Genomic DNA, 25,219 nt, shown 5'->3' on the forward strand with positions numbered 1-25,219 from the left:
ACTGAATCAAAACCGTCACAGTCCCGCAACAAAGCCGGTTCATCCCACTTGCGTCCAAGTAGGAGAGGATGAACCCGATGTCATTGCGCCATGTCTGGCTGACATCTGCCCTTGCCCTGACCGCCGGTCAGGCTGTGGCAGAGATGAATTTCAACCGAATTGCGTCTTTCCCCGTCGTGAAAAACATGGCCGAGGGGGCGGATACCAGCCGCGAGACCTCGCCCGAGATCATTGCGGCGACCGCGGATGGCATGACGCTGGTCTATACCGACAGCCCGCTGGGCGTGATTGGCATGGTCGACATCACCGACCCCGCGAACCCTGCGCCTTTGGGTGCGATGGAGGTGGGAGGCGAGCCGACCTCGGTTGGAATCGTCGGCGCGACGGCTTTTGTCGGCGTGAACACCTCGGAAAGCTACACCGCGCCTTCGGCGCAAGCTGATCTCGGTCGATATCGCGGGCAAGGCCGAAACCGGAGCCTGTGACCTGGGTGGTCAGCCCGACAGCGTCGCCATCGCCCCCGATGGCAGCTTTGTCGCCGTGGCGATCGAGAATGAGCGTGACGAAGACCTGAACGACGGCATCATCCCGCAACTGCCCGACGGGTCACTGGCGCTGGTGCCGCTGAAGGATGGCGCGCTGGATTGCTCGGGCATGACAATGGCCTCGCTGACCGGTCTGGCCGAGGTTGCCCCGACCGATCCAGAGCCGGAATTCGTGGACATCAACGCTCTGGGTGAGACTGTCGTTACTCTGCAAGAAAACAACCACATCGCGGTTGTGGGTAAGGACGGCACCGTGATCAGCCATTTCTCGGCAGGCAGCGTGGACCTCGAAGGCATCGACGCCACCGATGAGCGCGGCGCGCTGATCTTCACCGAAAGCCAGCCGGGTCGCCTGCGCGAGCCGGACGCGGTGAAATGGATCGACGACGACCACTTCGCCACCGCCAACGAAGGCGATTACGAAGGCGGCTCGCGCGGCTGGACGATCTTCCACAAGGACGGAACCGTTGTCTACGAGAACGGCACCGAATTTGAAAAAGCCATCATCCAGATCGGCCACTACCCCGACAAACGCTCGGACAGCAAAGGGGTTGAGCCCGAAAGCGTGACCGCAGCCACCTTCGGCGGCACGCCGATGATCTTTGTAGGGGCCGAGCGCGCCTCGGTCGTGGGTGTCTACGACTCCACTGATCCAGCCAACCCGGTGCTAAAGCAACTGCTGCCCTCGGGCGTCGGCCCGGAAGGTTATGTTGCGATCCCTGAGCGTAATCTGCTGATCTCGGCCAACGAAAAGGACCTGATCGAAGATGGCGGCCCGCGCGCGCATGTCTCGATCTTTGAATATCAGGACGCCCCCGCCGCTTACCCGCATCTGACCTCAGCAGGCGCGGATGAGCTGATCGGTTGGGGTGCTTTGTCCGGTCTGGTCGCCGATGAGGACGGCATGATCTATGCGGTCAATGACAGCTTTTACAGCTTCCAGCCCTCGATCTTCAAGATCGACCCCAGCCAGCAACCCGCCCGCATTGTTGACGTAATCCGCATCCACCGTCAGGACGGCAACCCGGCGCAGAAGCTAGACCTTGAGGGCATCACGCTGGACGGCAAGGGCGGCTTCTACGTCGCCTCGGAAGGCCGCACCGACCGTGTGATCCCGCACGCGATCTACCACGTGTCAGCGGATGGTCTGATCAAGGACCGCAAAGGCGAGATCGGCCTGCCGCCGGAACTGATGGCGGTCGAAAAGCGCTTTGGCTTCGAAGGCATCACCAAGGTCGGCGACACCCTGTGGATGGCCGTTCAGCGCGAATGGAAGGACGACCCGGAAAACCACGTGAAACTGGTCGCCTATAACCTTGAAAGCAAGGAATGGGGCGCCGTGCACTATCCTAAAGCAGACCCGGACAAAGGCTGGGTCGGCCTGTCCGAAATCGTGGCCTTCGGCGATCATGTTTATGTCATCGAACGCGACAACCAGCACGACCACCGCGCCGTGACCAAAAAGGTCTACCGCATCCCCCTGTCCGAGATGACCCCGGCCCCGCTGGGCGGCCCGCTGCCCGTGGTCAGCAAGCAAGAGGTCCACGACCTGCTGCCCGACCTGACCCGAACCGGAGGCTACGTTCTGGACAAGATCGAAGGTCTGGCCATCCTGCCCTCGGGCGAGGCGTTTGTGATGACCGACAATGACGGCGTCGACGACGCCTCGGGCGAGACGATGTTCTGGTCGATCGGGTCAGTGACGGCTGGGAACTGATCCACTTATGGTTTAAAGGCACGCCCCGTTCCGAAACGAGCGGGGCGTGCTTTTTTGGTTGAAATTGACCTGCAACATGAAGACATTGAGAGCCGATTTTATTAGAGCATCCAATGCACGACATCCAGATCGAAGTCTTCAAAAACCCGGGCCTGAGTTCTATTCTTGGCCCGGACGAACGCGTGATCTGGACGGGGCAACCTGAATACGGGCAAGCGTTCTTTCAACCTGTAGGTGCTGAGCGAACAATGCATATTGGATTGCTGCTTGGCGCATTGGCCATGTGGTGCAGTGTCCCTCTTATCCAATTTGGCGACGGAGTTGACCGCGTGGATGCGATCACTGCCTTCGCTGCCTTTACGATTGTCTTTCTGGCATTTTCTTTGGGCATCGCCACAATAAGACAGCATGTTTTGAGTCATCTGGCTTACCTCGTGACCGACAAACGTTGCATTATTTGTCGTCGCGGATGGAACTGGCGGTTGGGTGATCGGCTTTATGTCATTTCCAGCCCCCATCTTGCCACATACCCCTACGAAATTATCCAAAGCCGCCCCTATCCAACTCTTCAGGTCGGCATGTTGTTATCCAATACCCAAGTGCAACCCTTTGGGCTTGGACTGGGCCATCCGGGGCAACCCCTTTTGTGGGGAAGCATCGCTGCTCCTCTGGTATTTGAGTACATTTCCGAAGCTGAAAAGCTGCTTGAGACCATCAGAGGCTACGCTCGGGAGGGGGCCAATACCTCTGACGTTTCATAGCGTCGATCCAGACAAAACAACGCCCCGCGTCTGGAGGTACGCGGGGCGTTTGGTGCGACAATCCAGGGAGGAGAGGATTGTCGCTTGTTGGTCAAAGGCCTCAGTTCACGGCTTTGGCGTCAACCACGTCCTTTTCGATGGCATTGGCCGAGGAAATCTCGATCCGGCGCGGCTTCAGGGCCTCGGGCACCTCGCGCTTCAGGTCGATGTTCAGCATGCCGTTTTCATGGCTGGCACCGCTGACGCGGACGTGGTCGGCCAGGGCAAAACGGCGCTCGAACGCGCGGGTGGCGATGCCGCGGTGCAGGTAGGAGCGGTCCTTGTCCTCGGCGGCTTTTTTACCGGCGACGATCAGGGCGTTTTCCTTCACCTCGACCGACAGATCGGCCTCGGAAAATCCGGCGACGGCGACCGAGATGCGATAAGCATCGGCGTCGGTTTTTTCGATGTTGTAGGGCGGGTAGCTGGGCTGGGCCACGTCGTTGGTCAGAACGCGATCCATCATGTCAGCGATCTGGTCGAACCCAATGGTGGCGCGGTGCAGCGGTGCAAAGTCAAAAGTACGCATGTGTCGTATCCTCATGCTTGAGCGATTTACGATATGTGCCCTCCGAATGGACGGGCGGTGATCAAGACCGGACCCCGTTCGTGGCGATCCGGTAAACCTGACATGGGAAGCGATTTGGCCTAGTTCAAGACCCGCCAGCACCGATGAATTTCGCGCCCGAGCTGGACTTGCCCGTCCCTACCTGCAACCGGCGGATCGCGGCCTTGGGCTGGGGGGCGTCACGGCGCAGAATGGCTTTCAGTTCGGACACGACGTTGGACAATTCCATTCCGAATCCGACCTTTACCCCCTCGTGCACCGCAACAGCCGACACCACCGACAGGATCTGCCAGCGCGAGCCGTTTCTCGCGAGAATGGCCGATCCGGACGAGCCAAAGGTGATATCGCAGTCGAAAATGATCAGGCCCAGCCGCCGGTTCAGAATCCGGCAGGAGCGTTCGCGCGTGATGGCCTCGGACCGCCCGCGCCCGTATGAGGCAAGGCTGATCTCGGACCCCGAGACCCGGCCGCTGTGCAGGGCAAAGGGGTCGGCGATCGAATAGGGGATCGGCTCTTCCAGCCGCATCAGGGCCACATCGACGCGGATGCTTGCGGGCGACAGCGGATCGTTGGCGCCGTATTTCGGATGCGCTGCAATCTGGACGACCTTGCGCTCGGCCAGTGCTGTGCCGTTGCTCAGCCCGGCGCGAAAGGTGACCTCGCCGGGCAGGTACGCTTTCCCCGTTCTTGTGTCGACAGCGCAATGGGCGGCGGTCAGAACGATATCCTGCGCGATCAGGGTGCCGGTGCAGAAGGACCGGTTGCCCACATCCAGACGCCCGATGGCTTCCCACCCATACAGATCCTCTCGGTCGGTCAGCTTGCGCTTTTCGGCCTGCGCATGAACGGCAGTTGAGGCGATAGACAGGCCCAGAAACAGGCCAAGGAAAAATTTCGTCATGGCCGAATAAACCTCGCACCTACGTTTTTACCTGCCCCCTGTCCCCCTGACGACGCACCGAACCCACGCCCTGCATCAAGCTCGGCCTGCAACAGTTGCAGCGAGTTGTCGGCCACCGTTCCTATCGCCACGTTCTGCCCGTCCAGGCTGGCCTTGGCCGACACGACGGAAACGATCCGGGGGCGCGATCCTTCAAAGGAAAACACCGGTGCACCGGATGAGCCGAAATCAACATTGCAGGACATCACCAGAACGCCCGGATAGCGGTTCATGACCGAGCAGACCTGCTGCAGCGACGGGGCCTCGGCTCGGTCATGGGCGTATGAGACGACGCCCACATCCTCGCCCCGAGTCGGCTGATCTCCGGTCTCGAACGGCACAACGGATGTGTTGCGGATCGGCTGCCACAGCTCGATCAGGGCCACATCACTGCTGACCCGGTCCGGGGTCGCGGTGGCGCTGAACCGGTAATCCGGGTGAATGACTGCCCGCCGCGCGGTTCGATAAGCAAGGGCCCGGCCCAGACGCCAGCCCGCCAGAAATTCGATTTCCGCCGGATCCACAGGCTTGCCGGTCGCCCTGTTGAACAGGCAATGGGCTGCGGTCAGCACCAGCGTGGGCGAGACCAGAGTGCCGGTGCAAAACGCGTTGCCCTCGATATCCAGCCGCCCGACCGCCATCCAGTCACGACCGGAATCGGTGGTGTCAAGGCTTTCCAGCCTGGTATCCTGCGCTGCGGCCGCCAGAGGCAGCACGCTCAGCGCGATAGCCAAGATCCAGTGGCGCACGCGGTTTCTCCGGTGTTTAATCCGAGACACCAGCCTTATGCGCCGCCTGCGGCAAAAATAGGGCGAGGGCCACAAGGCTGAGTTTTAGCCCCACCTGATGCGCGCCCGCATCAGCGCAAGATCGGAACCTGCGGGTCGAGCCCGCCCCCCGACCATAACGCGCGCGGTTCGGGGCCGCCGGTCGCCCAATCCAGCAATTCAACCGTGTGCAGGATCGGGATTTCCGTGGCTGACCCAATCTGCATGATGCACCCGATATTGCCTGCCGCGATCAGGTCGGGCTGTTTCGCCTCAAGCGTTTTGACCTTGCGCTGTTTCAGCTTCCCCGAAATCTCGGGTTGCATCAGGTTATAGGTCCCAGCACTGCCACAGCAGAGATGGCTGTCGGCGGGTTCAATCACTTTGAATCCGGCGTGCTTCAACAAGTCCTTGGGATAGGTCTTGATCTGCTGGCCATGCTGCAAGGAACAGGCGGCGTGGTAGGCGACAGTCAGGCCCTGATCCGTCTGTTCCGGCATGTCCAGTTGCATCAGCACTTCGCTGATATCCATGGCAATGGCGGACACCCGCGCGGCATCATCTGCCAGCGCGTCGTTGCGGAACATATGCCCGTAATCCTTGACGGTGGTGCCGCAACCCGAGGTGTTGATGACAATGGCGTCCAGCCCCTCGCCATCCATCTCGCGCGTCCAGGCCCGGATATTGGCCGCCGCTGCGACATGGCTGTCTCGACTTTTGCCCATGTGATGGGTCAGCGCACCACAGCATCCCGCCCCTTCGGCCACGACAACCTCGCACCCCAAACGGGTCAGAAGGCGAATGGTGGCGTCGTTGATGTCGGTATTGAGCGCCTTTTGCGCACAACCCGTCATCAGCGCCACGCGTTTCTTGCGGGGGATCGCAGACGCAAAACTCTGCGGATCGTCATTGCGACTGACCGGAGGGATATGTTTCGGCGCCATCTCCAGCATCGCTTTCAATCGCGCATCGGGCATCAGAAACCGGACCGGACGGCCCAGCTTGGCCCCGATCAAGGCCCAGCGGAACCGCATCGGATAGGGCAGAATCTGCGCCAGAACCCACCGCAGCGCCCGGTCCGAAAACGGGCGCTTATAGGTGTTTTCGATATACTCCCGCGCATGATCGACCAGATGCATGTAATGCACGCCCGAGGGGCAGGTGGTCATGCAGGCCAGACAAGACAGGCAGCGGTCGATATGTTTGACGGTCTTTTCATCCGGAACACGCTCGTTTTCCAGCATGTCCTTGATCAGATAGATACGGCCCCGAGGACTGTCGAGTTCATCCCCCAGAACCTGATAGGTCGGACAGGTCGCGGTGCAGAACCCGCAATGCACGCAGCTACGCAGGATGTCATTCGAGCGCTTGATCGCCGGGTCCTGAAGCTGCTTTTCGGTGAATGTCGTCTGCATCGCCCTACCTCATCAGACCCGGGTTGAAGAGCCCGCGCGGATCGAACTTTTGCCTTACGGCCTGTGTCAGGGAGGCCACCTTGGCGTCTTCCGGCTGAAATCGACCCAGTTTCTGCATCTTCTCCGGTGCAGCACGTACCAGTGTCGAGTGTCCCTGAAACCCATCCAATGCAACCCTCAGGTCTTCGGCTTCAGGGGCCAGTGTCCAGACAAGGCCGCCACCCCAGTCGACAACTCTGTTCGAATTCCGGCCGGTTGCGACGCTGATCATATCCGTAGGCTTAATTGAGGTTTTCCACACGTTGCCCGGCTTGTCCGCAAACGGCCTGATATCGCGCACCGCCTCCCAAATCGCCACATTCTCAACCGGATCGGCGACAATTTTGTCCGGCTTCATATCCGTGAATAACTCAAGCAACTTTTTGACCCGATATTTCACCGATTCCTCAAACCCTTCGACCCGCAGAGCGGACATAGAATACCCACCGGCGTGCTCAGGTAATCGCGCTGCCGCACTAACTTCAAATGGCGATCCCAGCGCATCACAAAATAGCTTTGAACTCGCTGTCCATCCCCATCCGTGCCAGACCAGCGTCGCCACTGACTCAGGCCTGGGCAACACTTTCAGCGAAACCTCCGAAAGCACCCCCAACGTACCCCACGACCCGGCCATCAGCTTGACCAGATCGTACCCGGTGACGTTCTTCATCACCCGGCCCCCGTTCTTGATCACCTGCCCGCGCCCATCGACAAAGCGCACACCCAGCAGAAAGTCCCTGCATGCCCCGGCCTGAATGCGCCGCGGGCCCGAGATATTGGCCGCCACAACCCCGCCAATGGTCGGCTCGCCGGACGTGCCCAGCAGCGCCCGATAGTCCGCAGGCTCAAAAGCAAGCTGCTGACCTTCTGCGGCCAGCGCAGTCTCAATCTCAGAAACCGGAGTACCCGCCTGCGCCACCAAAGTCAGCGCGCCGGGCTCATACAGGGTTATGCCGCTCAGCCCGGACGTCTCAAGCGGCGCGCCCGACCCGGTCACGCCCCGCGTTCCCCCACCCACAATACGCACGGGCTCTGTAAGCCCGGCCACGATCTCGGCAAGTTCGGCCTCAGTCTCAGGTCTCATATCGCTTCTTCTTGTTTGAAAATACGGCGGGGTGAATTGGCCCGCAGGGCCAAGAGGGGCTGGCCCCTCATGGGGCAGCCACCCGAGCCGCGCGCCGGGATTCGGACACATCCAGCGGAAACACCTTGGCCGGGTTCAGCAGCCATTTGGGGTCAAACACATCCTTCACCGCCATCTGCGCCTCAAGATCGGCGGAGGAGTATTGATGCGACATCAAATCCCGCTTTTCGATACCCACCCCATGCTCTCCGGTCAGGCACCCACCCACATCGACGCAGAGTCGCAGGATATCCGCCCCGAACGCCTCGCATTTCTCCAGATCGCCGGGCTTGTTGGCATCAAACAGGATCAGCGGGTGCATGTTGCCGTCACCCGCGTGGAACACATTGCCCACCGGCAGGCCATATTCGGCGCTCAACTCGCCGATCCGGCGCAGCACTTCAGGCAGCGAGGACACAGGGATCGTCCCGTCCAGACACATATAGTCGTTCATCTGCCCCATCGCGCCAAAGGCCGATTTCCGCCCCAGCCAGATTTTCGCGCTTTCCTCGGCGGACTGGCTTTCGCGCAGCTCGACCGGGTTATGGCGTTTGGCAATCTCGATGATCTTGGACAATTGATCGTCGATCTCAGCCTCAGAGCCCTCGACCTCGACAATCAGCAAAGCATGGCAGTCCGGGTAACCCGCATGCGCGAAGTTTTCGCAGGCCCTGATGCAGAGCGTATCCATGAATTCGATCGCCACAGGCAGGATGCCGGACTTGATGATGTCCGACACACATTGCCCCGCCACTTCGTTGTCATCGAACCCCATCAGAACGGGCCTTGCGCCTTCGGGCTTGCGAAGGATACGCAGGGTGGCCTCGGTCACGACGCCCAACTGCCCTTCGGACCCGCAGATTACACCAAGCAAATCCAGCCCGCTCGCATCCAGATGCGCGCCGCCAATTTCGACCACGCTGCCATCCATCAGGACCATTGTGACACCCAGCAGATTGTTGGTCGTCACCCCATATTTCAGGCAATGCGCGCCGCCCGAGTTCATCGCGATATTGCCCGCAATGGCACAAGCCAGTTGCGAGGACGGGTCGGGTGCGTAAAAGAAACCCTCTTCCTCTACCGCGCTGGTCACGCTCAGATTGGTGCGGCCGGTCTGAACGCGGATAAAGCGGTTGTCATAGTCGGTTTCCAGCACCTCATTCATGCGCGCGACGCCTAGAATGACGCAATCCGCCGTCGGCAGCGCCCCGCCCGCCAACGAGGTCCCCGAGCCGCGCGGCACCACCGGCACGCCCTCGTCATGGCAGATCCGCAAAACGTTCGAGACCTCTTGCGTAGTCGAAGGCAGCACCGCCAGCATCGGCGGGCAGCGATAGGCTGTTAGAGCATCACATTCATAGGCGCGGGTTTCCGCCGGATCATGGATAACCGCATCCTCTGGCAGAACCTGTTGCAGGCGCGCCAGAACGCTGAGCTTTTTGGACAGCACCGCAGGGTTTGGCCGGGGCATTTCCATCATCAATCCTCCAATTTGGTAAAATAATATTACCAATTTTTCGATCTGGCAAGTTGCCAACGTGGACCCTACTGTCCGGCCCATGACCTGGATCGACCGTGCATTGCTGTTTTCTCCGCTCGACTACGTGGCCATCGCTGTGCTGGTGGGGGCATGGCAGTTGATCGGCTGGCGGATCGAGAACGCGCCCGCCGGGAACCCATCGGTCTCGATGATCATGGACGATTTCCGCCGCAACTGGATGCGCGAAATGGTGACCCGGCAGCCGCGCATGTTCGACGCCCATGTGATCGGCAACATGCGACAGGGCAGCACGTTTTTTGCCTCGACCACGATGATCGGCATTGGTGGCGCGCTGGCGTTTCTGGGCAATACCGAGCGTCTGGCCGGGGTTGCCAAGGACCTTGCCATCGGCAGCGCGCCGGCGCTGGTGTGGGAGATCAAGATCCTGATCATGCTGCTGTTTCTGTCCAACGCCTTTCTGAAATATGTCTGGGCCCACCGCCTGTTTGGCTATTGCTCGGTGCTGATGGCGGCCGTGCCGAACGATGAAACCGACCCGCGCGCCTATCCCCGCGCCGCGCAGGCCGCCGAGATTTGCGTCACCGCCTCGCGCAGCTTTAACCGGGCCTTGCGGGCCACCTATTTCGCGCTGGCTTCGGTGGCGTGGATTCTGGGGCCGTTGGCCCTGATGATCGGGTCGGTGCTGACGCTGGGCGTGCTCTATAGGCGCGAGTTCGCCTCGCATTCGCTGGGCGTATTGACGACCCTGCCGCCGGACACAGAGACGTGATCGAGCCGCCCCGCAACCCTGCGTATATTCACGCCATGCGATATGTGATTCTTGCCGCCCTTCTGGCCAGCCCCGCCCTTGCCGATGATCCGGTGATCGAAAACGTCACCGCGCGGCAAAGCGGCGATACGTGGCGATTCGACGTGACCGTCTCGCACCCGGAAACCGGTTGGGATGATTATGCCGACGGTTGGCGCGTGTTGGATATGGAGGGGACCGAGCTGGGGATGCGCGTGCTGCATCACCCGCATGAGAATGAACAGCCCTTCACCCGATCCCTCAGTGGTGTCGCGATCCCAGCGGGCACGTCTCAGGTACAGGTGCAGGCCCGCACCAATGTGGATGGCTGGGCTAAAGAGACCTTCGTGGTTGATTTGAACTAGAACACGCCCAACGTCAGACCCGCGCCCAGCGCCGCGCCGATCTCGCGGCATTGGTCCAGTTCATCCTGCGGAATGGTCTTTTCGGCCAGAACAGCCTCGGGCGTTTGCGCATGGGTGCACAGGATCAGCGGCGGCTGCACCTCTTTCAGCCGCCAGCCTGTTGCGATGCGGGCGATCTGACGGGCGGCGTTTTCACCGTCGGACCCGGCGCAGATCATTTGCGCGTAAGGGCGGCCCTCGATCCGGCCCAGCACGGGATAGTAGCTGCGGTCGAAGAACTCTTTCATCTGACCAGACATCGCCGCCAGATTCTCGGGCGCGCAGAAGATATAGCCATCGGCGGCCAGCAAATCATCGGGGCCAGCCTGATCCGCGACTTTCAGGATCGCATCAGCCTCACCCCGCGCAGCCTCGGCTGCAGCCTCGGCCATCTGCCGGGCCCCGCCGGTGCGCGAATGGTATACGATCAGAAGCTGCGCCATGTCTCAGACCCGGTGGTAAGGGCCGCCCGACAGGATGGTTGCGGCCCGGTAGAGTTGCTCGGTCAACATCACACGGACCAGCATATGGGGCCAGACCATCGAGCCAAACGAGATCGAAAAATCGGCCTCAGCCCGCAAGCTGGGGTCTATTCCATCCGCTCCACCGATGATCAGCGCAAGATCCTGTCGCCCGGCGTCGCGCCAGCCACCCAATTTCTGCGCAAAATCCGGCGACGACATCACCCGCCCGCGTTCGTCCAAAGTGCAGATCACCGCGCCTTTGGGCAGCGCCTTGCGCAGCAAGGCGGCCTCGGCCCCCATACCTGCGTTTTTCTTGTCCTCAACCTCGATCACCCGCGCAGGACCAAGGCCTAGGCCACGGCCGGTCCGGTCGAAACGGTTAAGGTAGTCGTCAAGCAGGGATTTCTCCGGTCCGGCACGCAATCGCCCGACCGCAACGATGCTTATACGCATGTCTCTCTCGCCTCCGGCCCTTCAATACGGGCCGGGATGGCGCCTCAGTTCGCCGAGGCGCTGCCGCCCTGAGGCAGCCACATCTTTTCCAGCTGATAGAATTCACGCACTTCGGGGCGGAAGATATGGACGATCACGTCGCCCGTATCGATCAGCACCCAGTCGCCGGCATCCTTGCCTTCGACCTTCGAGGTGAAACCAAACTCCTGCTTGATGCGATCCGTCAGCTTTTCCGCCATGGCCGAGACCTGACGGGTCGACCGACCCGAGGCAATTACCATGTGATCCGCAACAGAAGACTTGCCCTGCAGGTTGATCTGCACAACGTCTTCGGCCTTGTCATCGGAAAGTGAGGAAAGGATACGTTCAAGCAGCTTGTAGCTGATTGACTGAGAGTGGGCCATCATTTTGGCCCCGTCATCGGCGGGCAAACCCGCCTGTGTGTGTAGAGACAGGACATAGTCCTCCTTTGCTGCGCGCCGTCAAATCCCCGACGCTGGGACACTTACAAGGTAACAAGCGCCCCATGACATTTCAATGAACGCGCGCAGAGCGCTCGCACGAATGTGCCCTGATGGCATCTGCGGGCGCGCGCGGGACCTTGATAGATTCGGCCAGTGTCTATATCTGAACCGGCATGAGACTCAATGTGGCCCAAGAACAGAATCTGGAAGACCGCGCGCGTTTGCGCGAACGGTTCTTTGGTGCCGCCCGCACGGTCCTGGCGCGTCTACCCGTCGCCTGAGCCAACTCGCCAGCTATTTCTCATTACACACGGGAGAGGACCAATGTCCCCCAAAACACTCTATGACAAGATCTGGGACGCCCATGTCGCGCATGAAGCCGATGATGGCACCTGCCTGCTTTATATCGACCGCCATCTGGTGCACGAAGTCACCAGCCCGCAAGCCTTCGAGGGCCTGCGCATGGCAGGGCGAAACGTGCGCGCGCCGGAAAAGACCATCGCGGTGCCGGATCATAACGTGCCCACCACGCCGGACCGCGCGAACGGGATCGAAAACCCTGAATCGCGCATTCAGGTCGAGGCACTGGACAAGAACGCCAAGGATTTCGGCATTCACTACTACCCGGTGCATGACGTGCGTCAGGGCATCGTCCACATCGTCGGCCCCGAGCAAGGCTGGACCCTGCCCGGCATGACCGTGGTCTGCGGCGACAGCCACACCGCCACCCATGGCGCGTTCGGTGCGTTGGCCCATGGGATAGGTACGTCTGAGGTTGAACACGTTCTGGCCACGCAGACACTGATCCAGAAGAAATCCAAGAACATGAAGGTCGAGATCACAGGCAAATTGCAGCCGGGCGTGACCGCCAAAGATATCACTCTGGCCGTGATCGGAGAGACCGGAACCGCTGGCGGCACCGGCTATGTCATCGAATATTGCGGCGAAGCGATCCGGGACCTCACGATGGAAGGCCGCATGACCGTCTGCAACATGGCCATCGAAGGCGGCGCCCGCGCCGGTCTGATCGCCCCGGATGAGACCACGTTCGAATATGTCAAAGGTCGCCCGCACGCCCCGAAAGGCGCGCAATGGGAGGCCGCGATGGACTGGTGGAAAACGCTCTACACTGACGAAGGCGCGCATTTCGACAAGGTCGTGACCCTGCGCGGCGAAGACATCGCGCCGGTTGTGACATGGGGCACCAGCCCCGAGGACGTTCTGCCGATCACCGCCACTGTGCCGCACCCCGAGGACTTCGAAGGTGGCAAGGTCGACGCGGCCCGTCGGTCTATCGAGTATATGGGTCTGGAAGCTGGCCAAAAGCTGAGCGATGTCGAGGTTGATACCGTCTTTATCGGGTCCTGCACCAATGGCCGGATCGAAGACCTACGCGCTGCGGCGGAAATCCTGAAAGGCAAGAAGATCAAGGACGGGATGCGCGCCATGGTCGTTCCGGGCTCGGGTCTTGTTCGGGCGCAGGCCGAGGAAGAAGGTCTGGCCGACATCTTCAAAGAGGCCGGGTTCGAATGGCGTCTGGCCGGGTGCTCAATGTGTCTGGCGATGAACCCCGATCAATTGCAACCGGGCGAGCGCTGTGCCGCGACCTCGAACCGCAACTTCGAAGGGCGTCAGGGGCGCGGCGGGCGCACTCATTTGCTGAGCCCCGCCATGGCAGCCGCGGCGGCACTCACAGGACGTCTTACGGACGTTCGTGAACTGATGTAAGAAGCTCTCATATCTAGATATTTGATGGAGAGACAAACATGAGTGATTGGGTCAAATGGCTGCTGCTGGGACTTCTGTCCATAGCATTCGGCGTATTCGTGCTGGGTGCACCGGTGGTGGCATCCGTAGCCGTGACCGTTGTGACCGGCGTGCTGCTGCTGATTTCAGGCGTGCTGCAGGTCGTCGGCGGCTTCACGGTTGAAGGCACCGGCAACAAGATCCTGTCGCTCATCATGGGTGCGGTCATGCTGTTTCTGGGCTGGTCCTTTCTGGGCCATCCGCTGCAGGGCACGCTGACGCTGGCGACTGTGATGCTGATCCTGTTCATGGCAGGCGGCATCGCGCGGGTCATCCTGTCGTTCCAGATGAAAGGCACGCAGTTCTTCTGGCCCACGCTGATCTCGGGCATCCTGTCGATCGTGCTGGCCGGTATCATCTGGTCTTACGCGGCAGCAGAACCGGCAGCCTTGCTGAGCCTTCTGGGCATCCTGCTGGGCATCGAGATGCTGTTCAACGGGTTCGGCCTGATTTTCATGGCGTTCTTCGTCAAGAACGCACCCAAAGACGAAACCAAAGAAGCTTAAACGCAGGGCATGGGCGCGGCCCTCTCCTGCAGGAGTGTAGAGATGGAAAAGTTCGAAAAAGTCCACGGGGTGGCCGCCCCGATGCCGCTGATCAATATCGACACCGATATGATCATCCCCAAAGTTCACTTGAAGACCATCAAACGGTCCGGCCTTGGCGTCGTGCTGTTTGACGAGATGCGTTACCACGATGACGGCCAGGAAAACGAAGAGTTCGTTCTGAACAAACCCGCCTATCGCAACACCGAGATTCTGGTGGCGGGCGACAATTTCGGCTGCGGCTCGTCGCGAGAACATGCGCCCTGGGCGATCAAGGATTTCGGCATCAAGGTGGTGATCTCGACCAGCTTCGCCGACATCTTCTTCAACAACTGCTTCAAGAACGGCATCCTACCCATCGTGGTCGAGGAAGAGCATCATGTGATCCTGATGGAAGACGCGCATAAGGGCGAAAACGCCCGCATGACCGTGCATCTGGAAGATCAGCAGATTACAACTTCTGATGGAGTGGTGATCGAATTCGATATCGACCCCCATCGCAAACACTGCTTGCTGAACGGTCTGGACGATATCGGGCTGACGATGGAAAAAGACCATCACATCGACAAGTTCGAAGATCGCGCAAGTCAAGCCCGTCCCTGGGTGTGATTCTCAACCGAATCTGTGGATACTCAACCTAACGGGGTCGCCTTGGCGGCCCCGTTCGCATTCTTGGGGTTGATTTTTGGAAAACCACAACATCTTGGTATCAATTTGAGATACACGTCGAATTTGCGTCCAAAATGATGCAATCTCGCACCAGTTGCGCCCTCATTTTGCCCGAATTCCCGTGTTTTCTGCACCCTGGCTTGAGCGAAATGCCGCTTATCGTTCATCTTGACGTTAACGAGAGGCAACCGTCACACGAAAAGACGCGGCGGGCACAGGTTGGAAGCGAGTCGGCGCAGAATCGACCGCTCCGGTTTGAAAAGGGTTCGGATAGTGATTGCGCGCACAACTGGGGCGGCGATACGCGGAATACTGGTTGCACTGATGGTGCTGACCCCTGCGTTGTACCTGCCGGTAACATCGACGAACGGGACCGAGATCGTGGTCTTCCTCGCGATCTTTGCGTTTATCCTGACCTTTGCCGAATACAACTCTGCCTTCCCCAGTTTCATCGAATTCCGCGACGCGCCGCCGGTCAACCGCCTGCGCTTTGTCGGCCTGATGACCATGGTCACCTGTCTGACGCTGATCTGCAAAAACGTGTACGAGCCGACACAACTAACCTCGATGTTCTATGCAATGGGGCTCGGCGTCGCCAATCTGGCCGATTTCCCTTATTCGCCGATCCGCCTGATCGTGCTGATGCTGCCTGCGGATGCAAGCCAGCCACTGGTTGAATTGGTCCGGATTTCCGCCAGCGTCGCCTATGTTGCGGCCTTGGTGACAATCGCCACCTTTGCCTATGCGGTGAAACTGCGCGGCTGGCCCACCGGAAACGGCGCGTTCAACGTCTGGACCAACCTGCCTCTGTTCGACCCGACCAAGGGCGGCGATGTGGTCGCGCGGCTGCAGCGGGACGGGCGGCTGAATATCTGCATCGGCATCCTGATCCCGTTTTTGATCCCGGCAGTCACCAAACTGCTGGCTCATTTTGTTCCGATCTCGCTCAACAACCCGCAGACCCTGATCTGGGCCATGAGCGCCTGGGCCTTCCTGCCCGCCAGCATGATCATGCGCGGCATGGCGACCCTGCGCATTGCCAACCTGATCGTTGAAAAACGCCGGGCCTACTCGACCACCGAGTCCACTCAGACCGCATGATCCGCGCCCTTGTCCTGCTGCTGCTTCCCTTTGCAGCGCAGGCCGACGTGTTGCGCGTTGCCACATTCAACACGGAACTCAGCCGCAAAGGCCCAGGCCTGCTGCTGCGCGATATCCAGCGCGGCGATGCGCAAGTTCAAGCCGTGGTCGATGTGCTGGCCGAGGTGCGGCCCGACATCGTCGCGCTACAAGGCATCGACTGGGACTTTGAGGGGCTGGCAGTTACGGCCCTGTCCGACAGGCTGCGCGACGCGGGACTGGATTATCCTTACAGCTACACTGCACAACCCAACTCTGGGCTTGAAACCACCCTCGATCTGGACGGCGACGGGCGCACCCACGGTCCGGGCGATGCGCAGGGCTGGGGGCAGTTCACCGGTCAGGGGGGGCTGGCCGTCCTGTCCCGCCATGAGGTTCTGAGACCCGAGGTTCAGGACCATAGCGCGCGGCTCTGGCGGGACCTGCCCGGAGCGACCTTGCCAACGCAGGACGGCGCGCCCTTTCCCTCGGCAGAAGCGCAGGCCCACCAACGCCTGTCCTCGACCGCCCATTGGATCGTGCCGATCCGGACCCCGGGCGGGCGTCTGGACCTGATGACCTTTCACGCCGCCCCGCCGGTCTTTGACGGGCCCGAGGACCGCAACGGGCTGCGAAACCGGGATGAAATCCGGTTCTGGTCGCTGCTGCTGGACGGCAGGCTGGGTCCGGCCCCGGCCAGCCCCTTCGTGATCGCCGGAGACGCCAATCTGGACCCGCAGCACGGCGAAGGGCAAAAAACCGCCATCCGCGCCCTGTTATCCGACACGCGCCTGCAGGACCCCAAACCGACAGACGCGGCGGGGTCAGGGGCGACCGTTCACTGGAAAGCGGTCGGAGAGATGCGCGTCGATTACGTCCTGCCCTCGACGAATGTGCCGGTTGTCGGGTCGGGCGTGTTCTGGCCGGACACAGAGTCCGAACACCGCCCAAGCGCGGAACGCGCCAGCCGTCATCGGCTGGTTTGGGTCGATATTCAGATCGGCGAGTAACGCTGAATGAATCACAGCGCCCCGGTATAGGTTCCCCGCGCAGGGTAGTTATTGCCAAGCGTGAATTTCAGACCACCAACGATATCCGACGTTGCCGGACGCCCGAACGGGGTGGTCTGCTGCCACGCGTAGTACAGAGTCCGATCCGGCGCGATGTAGAAATGTCCGGGCTCAGCGAAGAAATCAGGCTCGGCGCTGCCCTCGCGCGCGGTTGAGATATTCAGGCCCCAATCCTCGCGCGCGTCAGACAGCGGCAGGCTGTGGCCGATCCGCACGCGTGACGCACCGGCCTTTTCGGCGGTCTCTGCCGCGCGCGGGCCGGTGTCGGTGGTGATCATGATGACCTCAACCCCCAGTTCAGCGAAATCGTCCAGCGCGGCATCGACCTCGGTCATCTGTTTGACGCAGATCGGGCAATGCAACCCGCGATACTGAATCACCAGCGTTCCTTTTTCGCCCGCATCGCGGTCCAGATCGAACTCACCATGCGCCACGGTTTCGATTTTCAGCGCGGGGACGGGGTTTCCGGGTATCAACATGTGTTTCCTCGTGATTTGGCGGGTTCGTCTCATTGACCCGATGCGGCTCAGACGCTAGGGCCTTTGCGACGAAACGCAAGGAGACCGTTCATGTCCAACCCCTCGCTCCTCATCCTGCCCGGAGACGGAATTGGCCCCGAAGTCATGACCGAAGTGCGCAAAATCATCGATTGGTTCGGCACCAATCGCGGTCTTCACTTTGACGTGAGCGAGGATCTTGTCGGCGGCGCGGCTTATGACGCGCATGGCAAGCCGCTGTCGGATGAGACAATGGAAAAAGCGCATGCAGCCGATGCCGTGCTGCTGGGGGCCGTGGGCGGCCCGAAATACGACGATCTGGATTTCAGCGTTAAGCCCGAACGCGGCCTGCTGCGCCTGCGCAAGGAAATGGACCTCTATTCCAACCTGCGTCCGGCCCAGTGCTTTGACGCGCTGGCCGATTTTTCCTCGCTGAAGAAAGACGTCGTGGCCGGTCTGGACATCATGATCGTGCGCGAACTGACCTCGGGCGTTTATTTTGGCGAGCCCCGCGGGATTTTCGAAGAAGGCAATGAACGCGTGGGCATCAACACCCAGCGTTACACCGAATCCGAGATCGAACGCGCCGCGCGCTCGGCCTTTGAACTGGCAATGCGTCGGAACAAAAAGGTCTGCTCGATGGAGAAGGCCAATGTGATGGAAACGGGCATCCTGTGGCGCGAGGTCGTCGACCGTGTGGCGCAGGATTACCCCGAGGTCGAAGTGACCCACATGTATGCCGACAACGGCGCGATGCAGCTGGTGCGTGCGCCCAAGCAGTTCGACGTGATCGTCACCGACAACCTGTTCGGCGACATCCTGTCGGATACGGCGGCGATGCTGACCGGATCGCTGGGCATGCTGCCCTCGGCGTCGCTGGGCGCACCGATGGCCAATGGCCGCCCCAAGGCGATGTATGAACCGGTCCACGGCTCGGCCCCCGATATCGCGGGTCAGGGCAAGGCAAACCCGATCGCCTGTATCCTCAGCTTTGCCATGGCGCTGCGCTACAGCTTTGATCAGGGCGAAGAAGCCGACCGTCTGGAAGCCGCGATCGAGAAGGTACTGGCCGATGGTGTCCGTACCGCCGACCTGCTGGCCGACGAAGGCGTTCAGCCCGTGTCCACCACCGAGATGGGCGACGCAATCATTGCGGCACTGGACGAAAGCCTCTGAGTTGGAAATCAGGCGGCGTACTTTGCGCCGCCTGACCGACCGGCCTTAGTTGCCGAAAATATCCTTGATCAGTTGATTCACCGCCCGCTCGAACCCGCCCTGACGGCGCTGCTGCCGTTTGGGCTGCGCGACCTGAACCGGCGGGGCCGGGGCGACCATCGGCAGGGGCGACGGCGTCATACCTTCGGTCACGCGCAGCATGGTTTCCTTCCAGATTTCCGCAGGAAGCCCGCCGCCGGTCACACCCGAAAGCGGCGTGTTGTCGTCATAGCCCATCCACACGCCCGCCACGTAATCCGCCGTAAACCCGATGAACCACGCATCGCGCGCGGCCTGAGTCGTCCCGGTTTTGCCCGCGACTTGCCAGCCCGGCAGTTTCGCACGCTGGCCGGTGCCTTCGGACACCACACGCTCCATCATCCAAGTCAGTTGCCGGGCCGCCGGGTCGTTGATGACCCGCTCGCCGATACCGGTGGTCGTAACCATAAGCGGCGCATCATCGCCCAGCAGTTTCAACTCGGTCAGGCCATAGGGTTCCACCGCCGAGCCGCCGTTCAGGATACCGGCATAGGCCCCGGTCATCTCGATCAGTGTGCTTTCGGATGCGCCCAGCGCCAGCGCGGGACCTTCGGCCAGATCGCTGGCGATGCCGAATCCGGCGGCAACCGTGCGAACGTTGTCCAGACCCGACATCTCAGCCACTTTCACGGCGGGAATGTTCAGCGAGTTTTTCAGCGCATCTGCCAGCGTCACCCGCCCGTAGAACTTGTTGGTGTAATTCTTGGGGCACCACTGGCCAGACCCCGGAATGTTGATGCAATAGGGTTCGTCCACCACGATATCGAGCGGCGAATACCCCAGCTCCAGCGCCGTCGCATAGACGAAGGGTTTGAACGAAGACCCGGTCTGCCGCAGCGCTTGCGTGGCGCGGTTGAAGGCGCCCGATACGCGCGTCTTGCGCCCGCCGACCATCCCGCGCACGGCACCATCCGCTGACATTACCACAATCGCGGCCTGTGCCTTGGACCCTTCGCGCACCTTTTCCTGGAAGATGAATTGCAGCGCCTCTTCCGCCGATTGCTGGATACGCTGATCCAGCGTGGTGCGGATCACCACGTCCTCGGTCGTGTTACGGGTGAAGAACTCAGGCCCGCTGGCCATAACCCAATCGGCGAAATACCCGCCTGCGCGCGCCGCAGCAGCCTCGGACAACACCGCCGGGCGGCTGCGCGCCTCGCTGGCCTGCGCCGAGGTCAGATAACCCTGATCCTCCATCAATCCGACAACCAGCCGCGCCCGATCCTGCGAGCGTTGCAGGCTGTTGGTGGGCGCATAGCGCGTTGGGGCCACCAGAAGCCCGGCCATCATCGCCGCCTCGGACGGGGACACCTCGGCCGCCGATTTGCCGAAATAACGCTGGCTGGCCGCTTCGAAGCCGCGCGTGCCTGATCCCAGATAGGCGCGGTTCAGATAGATGGTCAGAATTTCATCCTTGGAGTACTTGACCTCCATGGCCATCGCATAGATCGCTTCCTTGGCCTTGCGCCACAGCGAGCCCTGCCGGCAATCGGCCTCATAAGCGGCCTCGGATTCCCACTCCTCGGGCACGTAGGGCACACCAAGACACAGCAGCTTGGCGGTCTGCTGGGTGATGGTCGACCCGCCATGGCCCGACAGTGGCCCGCGCCCTTCGCTCAGGTTGATGCGCACGGCGCTGGCAACCCCGCGCGGGCTGACACCGAAATGGCGGTAGAACCGCTTGTCCTCGGTCGCGACCACCGCGTTTTTCAGATGGGGTGAGACGGTATCCGCCGTGATCACCCCGCCAAACTGATCGCCGCGCCAGGCAAAGACCTTGCCATCGCGATCCAGCAGAGTGACCGAGCCCCGCGCCCGCCCGTCCAGCAGCGAATCGACATCCGGCAGGGTCGAGTAGACGACGCCAACCGCCAGCGCGAGCAGCAACGCCGCCACAGCACCAACGCGCCAGGTCACGCCCCAGATCAGCCGCCAGATCCAGCGGAACAGACGGCGGAAAATCCCGCCTCCATTTCCACCCGAACGTCTGCGCGCCTTTTTGCGTGGCGTTTTGCGCGTCGCTTTTTTGCGGGCGGTGGATTTGTTGCCCGCCGGGTTCGCAGCACGTTTGGACGCCGCAGGCTTGCGCCCCTTCGGCGGGTATCTTTTATCCGCGACCAGTGTCGGCTTGCGGCGCTTGGACTCAGTCATGCTCAAACTCTGCCCGATTGTGCTTTTGCGCCACCATACCGTGGGGACGCGTCGGTGTTGAGGTCTGAAATACCAGTATTTGCCTCATAATATTTTGCTCACTTTTTAATCACAATGCACAATTTGTGCAAAAATTGTGCAACATCGCGCCATTTAGCCCCGAATTTCAACCCCGAAACCGTTCCCATAGGCGGTACATCGCGCTTTTTTCTGCAGGTGCAAAGTAAACCGGCCCGACCGGGGAACCAGAGGGGACTAACGTGAAACTGATCATTGCGACAATCAAGCCGTTCAAGCTCGAGGAGGTGCGCGAGGCACTGACCGATGCGGGCGTTCGCGGCATGATGGTAACTGAAATCAAGGGCTTCGGCTCGCAATCCGGTCACACCGAGATTTATCGCGGTGCCGAATATGCGGTGAACTTCGTGCCCAAGATCAAGCTTGAGATCGTGGTGCCTGCAACAATGGCTGACCAGATCGTCGAAACCATCACCAACACCGCCAAGACCGGCAAGATCGGCGACGGCAAGATTTTCGTCCTCGATGTCGAGCAGGCGCTGCGCGTGCGGACCGGGGAAACCAACGAGGAAGCGCTTTAAGCGCCCGCAACTCACACTCAATCCGAGGACTTGAAATGAACTTGATGAAATCTCTCATCCCTGCTGCCGCGATTGTCGCGCTGCCGCAGATGGGCCTTGCGCAAGAGGCCGCTGGCGGCGAGACCGCGCAGCACACGCAATACATCCTAACCTCGCTGCTGTTCCTGATGGGCGGCTTTCTGGTGTTTTGGATGGCAGCAGGCTTTGCCATGCTCGAAGCCGGTTTGGTGCGCTCGAAGAACGTGGCCATGCAGCTGGTCAAGAACATGGGCCTGTTTTCCTTTGCGGCCATCATGTACTGGCTGGTGGGCTTCAACCTGATGTATCCGGGCGACGGCTGGACCATCACCGGCATTCTGGGCGCGTTCTCGCCCACCTCGCTAGAGCCCGTGGGTCTGGAAGGTGTTGAAACCGACCTGTCCTATGCCAGCGTTGGGTCGGATTTCTTCTTCCAGCTGATGTTCTGCGCCACCACCGCCTCGATCGTCTCGGGCACCGTGGCCGAGCGTATCAAACTGTGGCCCTTCTTCATCTTCGTGATCGTCCTGACCGGGGTCATCTACCCGATTGAGGCGTCCTGGCAGTGGGGCGGCGGCTGGCTGTCCGAGATGGGCTTCAGCGATTTCGCAGGCTCGACTCTGGTCCACGCCGCAGGCGGTTTCGCAGCGCTGGCCGGTGCCATCGTGCTGGGCCCGCGGATCGGCAAGTATAACAAGGACGGCAAGGTTGTCCCGATCCCCGGTTCGAATCTGGCGCTTGCTACTCTGGGGACGTTCATCCTGTGGCTGGGTTGGTTCGGCTTCAACGGCGGCTCGCAACTGGCGATGGGCACCATCGGTGACATGGCCGATATCAGCCGCATCTTCGCCAACACCAACATGGCCGCCGCCGCCGGTGCCGTTGCCGCGCTGATCCTGACGCAGGTCATGTATGGCAAGGTCGACCTGACCATGGTGCTGAACGGTGCGCTGGCCGGTCTGGTCTCGATCACCGCTGAACCGCTGGCCCCCTCGCTGTTCCAGGCGCTGATCATCGGTGCAATCGGTGGCGTGATCGTGGTCTACACCGTGCCGCTGCTGGATAAGATGAAGATCGACGACGTGGTCGGTGCGATCCCGGTTCACCTGATCGCTGGCTTCTGGGGCACCTTCATCGTGGCATGGACCAACGGTGACGCGAACTTCGTGACCCAGATCATCGGCTTCGCAGCCATCGGCATCTTCGTCTTCGTGGTCAGCTTCATCCTCTTCTCGATCCTCAAAGCCACGGTCGGCCTGCGGGTTGGCGAGGAAGAAGAGATCAACGGTCTGGATATGGGCGAACTGGGTATGGAAGCGTATCCTGAGTTCTCCAAGGGCTAAGACCAAGCCCATAAAAGCAAAAAACCCGGGCGGTTGCGCCCGGGTTTCTTTTTTTTTGGAATTGGCTTGTTGTCAGACGCCCACGTCAACAATCGCCTTGGCCAGAATCGGCACGGTATTGGCGTTCAGCCCGGCGATGTTTAGGCGGCTATCGCCGACCATGTAGATGCCGTGGTCGTTGCGCAGTTGCTCGACCAGTTCCGGGGCGGCCCCAAGGCGTGAGAACATGCCGCGGTGCTGGGCGATGAAACCGAAGCGGTCCGACCCGCTCAGGCGTTGCAATTCGTCGGCCAGGTTCTGGCGCAGGCCCAGCATGGACAGGCGGACCTCTTCCAGTTCTGCCGCCCAGTCGGCGCGCAGAGCGTCATCGTTCAGGATTGTGGTCACAACCCGCGCGCCGTGATCGGGCGGGAAGGAATAGTTCTGGCGGTTCAGGAAGGCCAGCGTGGCCTGATTCAGCGCCGTTTGCGCTGCATCGTCGCTGATCGCCATCAGCAGGCCGGTCCGTTCGCGGTAAACGCCGAAATTCTTAGAGCACGACGCCGCGATCAGGCAGCGCTTGACGGATGAGGCCACCAGACGGGTCGCCTGCGCGTCTTCCTCCAGCCCGTCACCGAAGCCCTGATAGGCAATGTCGATCATCGCAACGAGGCCAAGCTCGTTGATGATGTTCACGACCTCCTGCCATTGGACCATGTTCAGGTTGGCCCCGGTCGGATTGTGGCAGCAGCCATGCAGCAGAACCACATCGCCCGGTTTGGCGGTTTTCAGGTCCGCGATCATGCCGTCGAAATCGACACCACGGGTTTCGCTGTCGAAATAGCGGTATTGGACTGTTTCCATGCCCAGATAGCTCAGGATCGACAGGTGGTTTGGCCAGGTCGGGTTCGAAACGAACACACGGGCCTCAGGATTGGCCATGCGGATCATCTCGAACGCTTGCCGACAGGCTCCGGTGCCGCCGGGGGTTGCCACGGCAGCGATGTTGCCGCGCGGCACGACGTTACCGAGGATCAGGCCGATCATCGCATCCGCATAGGCCGGATCACCGGCCAGCCCGGTATAGGCCTTGCTTTCCTGCTCTTCCAGAATGCGCTTTTCGGCGGCTTTCACCGCGCGCATCACCGGGGTCACGCCCTCGGCATTCTTGTAGACGCCAACACCCAGATCAATCTTCTGATCGCGCGGGTCGTCGCGGTACATCTGCATCAGCGCCAGAATCTTGTCGGCGGGCTGCGGTTTGAGGTTCTCGAACATCAGGTCTCTCCGGTTGCGACGGGCAGGGTCGGGAAGGCACCCCATTCAGCCCAGGAGCCGTCATAAAGCGAGTGGTCTTTCTTGCCCATGCGCTCCAGCGCAAGGCTGAGGACGGCGGCGGTCACGCCCGATCCGCAGGATGTGATCGCCGGTTTCGACAGGTCCACCCCGGCGGCCTCGAAGATGGCGCGGCAATCCTCGGGCGATTTCATCGTGCCGTTCTTGTTCAGCAAACTGCCAAAGGGCACGTTGCGCGCGCCCGGAATATGGCCCGCCCGCAGCCCTTCGCGCGGCTCGGGCTCGCCGCCGGCAAAGCGGGTGGCCGAGCGGGCATCGATGATCTCATGATCGTTCAGCTTCGATGCCGCCGACACCTGCGTGACATCGCGCACCAGATGGTTCTGTACGCGCACGGTCATGTGGCGGTCGCGGATCATCGGAGGCAGATCCTCGACCTCGCGCCCTTCGGCCTGCCATTTGGGGAAACCGCCATCCAGCACGGCGACGTTTTCCTGACCCATCAGGCGGAACAGCCACCAGACCCGCGCGGCTGAGAACAGGCCCGCGCCGTCATAGACCACCACCTGATGCCCGTCACCCACGCCCATCGCCCGCAGACGCGACATGAATTTCTCGACCGGAGGGGCCATATGCGGCAGGTCCGAGCGGTGATCGGAAATCTCGTCAATATCGAAGAACCGCGCGCCGGGAATATGGCCCGCGTCGTATTCAGCTTTCGCATCCCGGTTCTGCGCGGGCAGATACCACGACCCGTCCAGAACCCGCAGATCGGGGTCCTTGAGATGGGCGGCAAGCCATTCGGTAGAAACGAGGGTTTTCGGATCGTCCTGCATCAAAGCCTCCCCAAAGCGCGCTTGGGTTTTCCCTATACGCGCGCGCATGC

General features: G+C 61.0%; 25 protein-coding genes and 1 pseudogene. 13 read left to right on the forward strand and 13 right to left on the reverse strand.

Annotated features, from left to right (window positions below; all coding sequences use genetic code 11):
* The first annotated feature begins 77 nt into the window (after positions 1-77).
* Both ACR0NJ_RS18470 and ACR0NJ_RS18475 read left to right on the forward strand, forming a co-directional pair.
* Positions 78-2,262: pseudogene (locus ACR0NJ_RS18470) on the forward strand (esterase-like activity of phytase family protein).
* Between the two features lie 113 nt (positions 2,263-2,375).
* Positions 2,376-3,023, forward strand: coding sequence for a hypothetical protein (locus ACR0NJ_RS18475; RefSeq protein ID WP_480818567.1), 648 nt, complete (start codon positions 2,376-2,378; stop codon positions 3,021-3,023).
* Between the two features lie 100 nt (positions 3,024-3,123).
* Here the strand turns inward: ACR0NJ_RS18475 and ACR0NJ_RS18480 are convergent, their stop codons facing one another.
* From ACR0NJ_RS18480 to ACR0NJ_RS18505, 6 genes are all read right to left on the reverse strand, one after another.
* Positions 3,124-3,591, reverse strand: a complete 468-nt coding sequence (locus ACR0NJ_RS18480; RefSeq protein ID WP_480818568.1) for an Hsp20 family protein — start codon at positions 3,589-3,591, stop codon at positions 3,124-3,126.
* Between the two features lie 124 nt (positions 3,592-3,715).
* Positions 3,716-4,531, reverse strand: coding sequence for a trypsin-like serine peptidase (locus ACR0NJ_RS18485; RefSeq protein WP_480818569.1), 816 nt, complete (start codon positions 4,529-4,531; stop codon positions 3,716-3,718).
* Complete coding sequence (locus tag ACR0NJ_RS18490; RefSeq protein ID WP_480818570.1) at positions 4,528-5,319, reverse strand: trypsin-like serine peptidase; 792 nt, start codon at positions 5,317-5,319, stop codon at positions 4,528-4,530. The genes ACR0NJ_RS18485 and ACR0NJ_RS18490 overlap by 4 nt, the downstream gene beginning before the upstream one ends.
* A gap of 110 nt (positions 5,320-5,429) precedes the next feature.
* Complete coding sequence (gene glcF, locus ACR0NJ_RS18495; RefSeq protein WP_480818571.1) at positions 5,430-6,752, reverse strand: glycolate oxidase subunit GlcF; 1,323 nt, start codon at positions 6,750-6,752, stop codon at positions 5,430-5,432.
* Between the two features lie 4 nt (positions 6,753-6,756).
* The gene (locus tag ACR0NJ_RS18500; protein WP_480818572.1) at positions 6,757-7,875 is read right to left on the reverse strand and encodes an FAD-binding protein; all 1,119 of its coding nucleotides are present in this window, start codon (positions 7,873-7,875) and stop codon (positions 6,757-6,759) included.
* 67 nt (positions 7,876-7,942) lie between these two features.
* The gene (locus ACR0NJ_RS18505) at positions 7,943-9,391 is read right to left on the reverse strand and encodes an FAD-linked oxidase C-terminal domain-containing protein (RefSeq protein WP_480818612.1); all 1,449 of its coding nucleotides are present in this window, start codon (positions 9,389-9,391) and stop codon (positions 7,943-7,945) included.
* An 82-nt stretch (positions 9,392-9,473) separates the two neighbouring features.
* On the opposite strand from ACR0NJ_RS18505, the gene ACR0NJ_RS18510 reads away from it, so the two are divergent.
* Together ACR0NJ_RS18510 and ACR0NJ_RS18515 are read left to right on the forward strand one after the other, a co-directional pair.
* A complete protein-coding gene (locus ACR0NJ_RS18510; protein ID WP_480818573.1) occupies positions 9,474-10,184 on the forward strand; it encodes a DUF599 domain-containing protein in 711 nt (236 codons plus the stop codon).
* Between the two features lie 35 nt (positions 10,185-10,219).
* The gene (locus ACR0NJ_RS18515) at positions 10,220-10,567 is read left to right on the forward strand and encodes a hypothetical protein (RefSeq protein ID WP_480818613.1); all 348 of its coding nucleotides are present in this window, start codon (positions 10,220-10,222) and stop codon (positions 10,565-10,567) included.
* On the opposite strand, the gene ACR0NJ_RS18520 is transcribed toward ACR0NJ_RS18515, so the two are convergent.
* The 3 genes from ACR0NJ_RS18520 to rsfS are packed head-to-tail and all read right to left on the reverse strand — an operon-like array spanning position 10,564 to position 11,930.
* On the reverse strand, positions 10,564-11,049 hold the full coding sequence (locus ACR0NJ_RS18520; RefSeq protein ID WP_480818574.1) for a flavodoxin family protein: 486 nt from the start codon (positions 11,047-11,049) through the stop codon (positions 10,564-10,566). The two genes, ACR0NJ_RS18515 and ACR0NJ_RS18520, sit on opposite strands and share 4 nt — an antisense overlap.
* A gap of 3 nt (positions 11,050-11,052) precedes the next feature.
* Complete coding sequence (gene rlmH, locus ACR0NJ_RS18525; RefSeq protein WP_480818575.1) at positions 11,053-11,523, reverse strand: 23S rRNA (pseudouridine(1915)-N(3))-methyltransferase RlmH; 471 nt, start codon at positions 11,521-11,523, stop codon at positions 11,053-11,055.
* A 44-nt stretch (positions 11,524-11,567) separates the two neighbouring features.
* On the reverse strand, positions 11,568-11,930 hold the full coding sequence (gene rsfS / locus ACR0NJ_RS18530; RefSeq protein WP_480818576.1) for a ribosome silencing factor: 363 nt from the start codon (positions 11,928-11,930) through the stop codon (positions 11,568-11,570).
* Positions 11,931-12,172: 242 nt separating this feature from the next.
* Here rsfS and ACR0NJ_RS18535 point away from each other — a divergent pair, with 242 nt between their 5' ends.
* From ACR0NJ_RS18535 to ACR0NJ_RS18560, 6 genes are all read left to right on the forward strand, one after another.
* Entirely contained in the window at positions 12,173-12,268 is a 96-nt protein-coding gene (locus tag ACR0NJ_RS18535) for an isopropylmalate isomerase (RefSeq protein ID WP_224857982.1), read from the forward strand.
* A gap of 43 nt (positions 12,269-12,311) precedes the next feature.
* Positions 12,312-13,715, forward strand: a complete 1,404-nt coding sequence (leuC, locus tag ACR0NJ_RS18540; RefSeq protein ID WP_480818577.1) for a 3-isopropylmalate dehydratase large subunit — start codon at positions 12,312-12,314, stop codon at positions 13,713-13,715.
* Between the two features lie 38 nt (positions 13,716-13,753).
* Positions 13,754-14,299 carry an HdeD family acid-resistance protein gene (locus ACR0NJ_RS18545; protein ID WP_480818578.1) on the forward strand — a complete coding sequence of 182 codons (546 nt, stop codon included), beginning with the start codon at positions 13,754-13,756 and terminating at the stop codon, positions 14,297-14,299.
* A gap of 42 nt (positions 14,300-14,341) precedes the next feature.
* Positions 14,342-14,947, forward strand: coding sequence for a 3-isopropylmalate dehydratase small subunit (leuD, locus tag ACR0NJ_RS18550; RefSeq protein ID WP_480818579.1), 606 nt, complete (start codon positions 14,342-14,344; stop codon positions 14,945-14,947).
* Positions 14,948-15,280: 333 nt separating this feature from the next.
* Positions 15,281-16,108, forward strand: coding sequence for a hypothetical protein (locus tag ACR0NJ_RS18555; RefSeq protein WP_480818580.1), 828 nt, complete (start codon positions 15,281-15,283; stop codon positions 16,106-16,108).
* On the forward strand, positions 16,105-17,136 hold the full coding sequence (locus ACR0NJ_RS18560; protein ID WP_480818581.1) for an endonuclease/exonuclease/phosphatase family protein: 1,032 nt from the start codon (positions 16,105-16,107) through the stop codon (positions 17,134-17,136). Before ACR0NJ_RS18555 ends, ACR0NJ_RS18560 begins: the two co-directional genes overlap by 4 nt.
* A gap of 11 nt (positions 17,137-17,147) precedes the next feature.
* On the opposite strand, the gene ACR0NJ_RS18565 is transcribed toward ACR0NJ_RS18560, so the two are convergent.
* Positions 17,148-17,675, reverse strand: coding sequence for a redoxin domain-containing protein (locus ACR0NJ_RS18565; RefSeq protein WP_480818582.1), 528 nt, complete (start codon positions 17,673-17,675; stop codon positions 17,148-17,150).
* A 90-nt stretch (positions 17,676-17,765) separates the two neighbouring features.
* On the opposite strand from ACR0NJ_RS18565, the gene leuB reads away from it, so the two are divergent.
* Positions 17,766-18,869 (forward strand): 3-isopropylmalate dehydrogenase, encoded by a 1,104-nt coding sequence (gene leuB, locus ACR0NJ_RS18570; protein ID WP_480818583.1) that lies wholly within the window; start codon positions 17,766-17,768, stop codon positions 18,867-18,869.
* A 45-nt stretch (positions 18,870-18,914) separates the two neighbouring features.
* Here the strand turns inward: leuB and ACR0NJ_RS18575 are convergent, their stop codons facing one another.
* A complete protein-coding gene (locus ACR0NJ_RS18575) occupies positions 18,915-21,098 on the reverse strand; it encodes a transglycosylase domain-containing protein (RefSeq protein WP_480818584.1) in 2,184 nt (727 codons plus the stop codon).
* A 260-nt stretch (positions 21,099-21,358) separates the two neighbouring features.
* On the opposite strand from ACR0NJ_RS18575, the gene ACR0NJ_RS18580 reads away from it, so the two are divergent.
* Complete coding sequence (locus tag ACR0NJ_RS18580; RefSeq protein ID WP_480656621.1) at positions 21,359-21,697, forward strand: P-II family nitrogen regulator; 339 nt, start codon at positions 21,359-21,361, stop codon at positions 21,695-21,697.
* Positions 21,698-21,732: 35 nt separating this feature from the next.
* The gene (locus ACR0NJ_RS18585) at positions 21,733-23,058 is read left to right on the forward strand and encodes an ammonium transporter (protein WP_480818585.1); all 1,326 of its coding nucleotides are present in this window, start codon (positions 21,733-21,735) and stop codon (positions 23,056-23,058) included.
* 72 nt (positions 23,059-23,130) lie between these two features.
* Here ACR0NJ_RS18585 and ACR0NJ_RS18590 read toward each other — a convergent pair whose 3' ends face one another.
* Positions 23,131-24,315, reverse strand: coding sequence for an amino acid aminotransferase (locus ACR0NJ_RS18590; RefSeq protein ID WP_480818586.1), 1,185 nt, complete (start codon positions 24,313-24,315; stop codon positions 23,131-23,133).
* Positions 24,315-25,169 (reverse strand): 3-mercaptopyruvate sulfurtransferase, encoded by an 855-nt coding sequence (gene sseA / locus ACR0NJ_RS18595; protein ID WP_480818587.1) that lies wholly within the window; start codon positions 25,167-25,169, stop codon positions 24,315-24,317. Before sseA ends, ACR0NJ_RS18590 begins: the two co-directional genes overlap by 1 nt.
* Positions 25,170-25,219 lie beyond the last annotated feature (50 nt).

Source organism: Ruegeria sp. F11 (assembly GCF_056533855.1).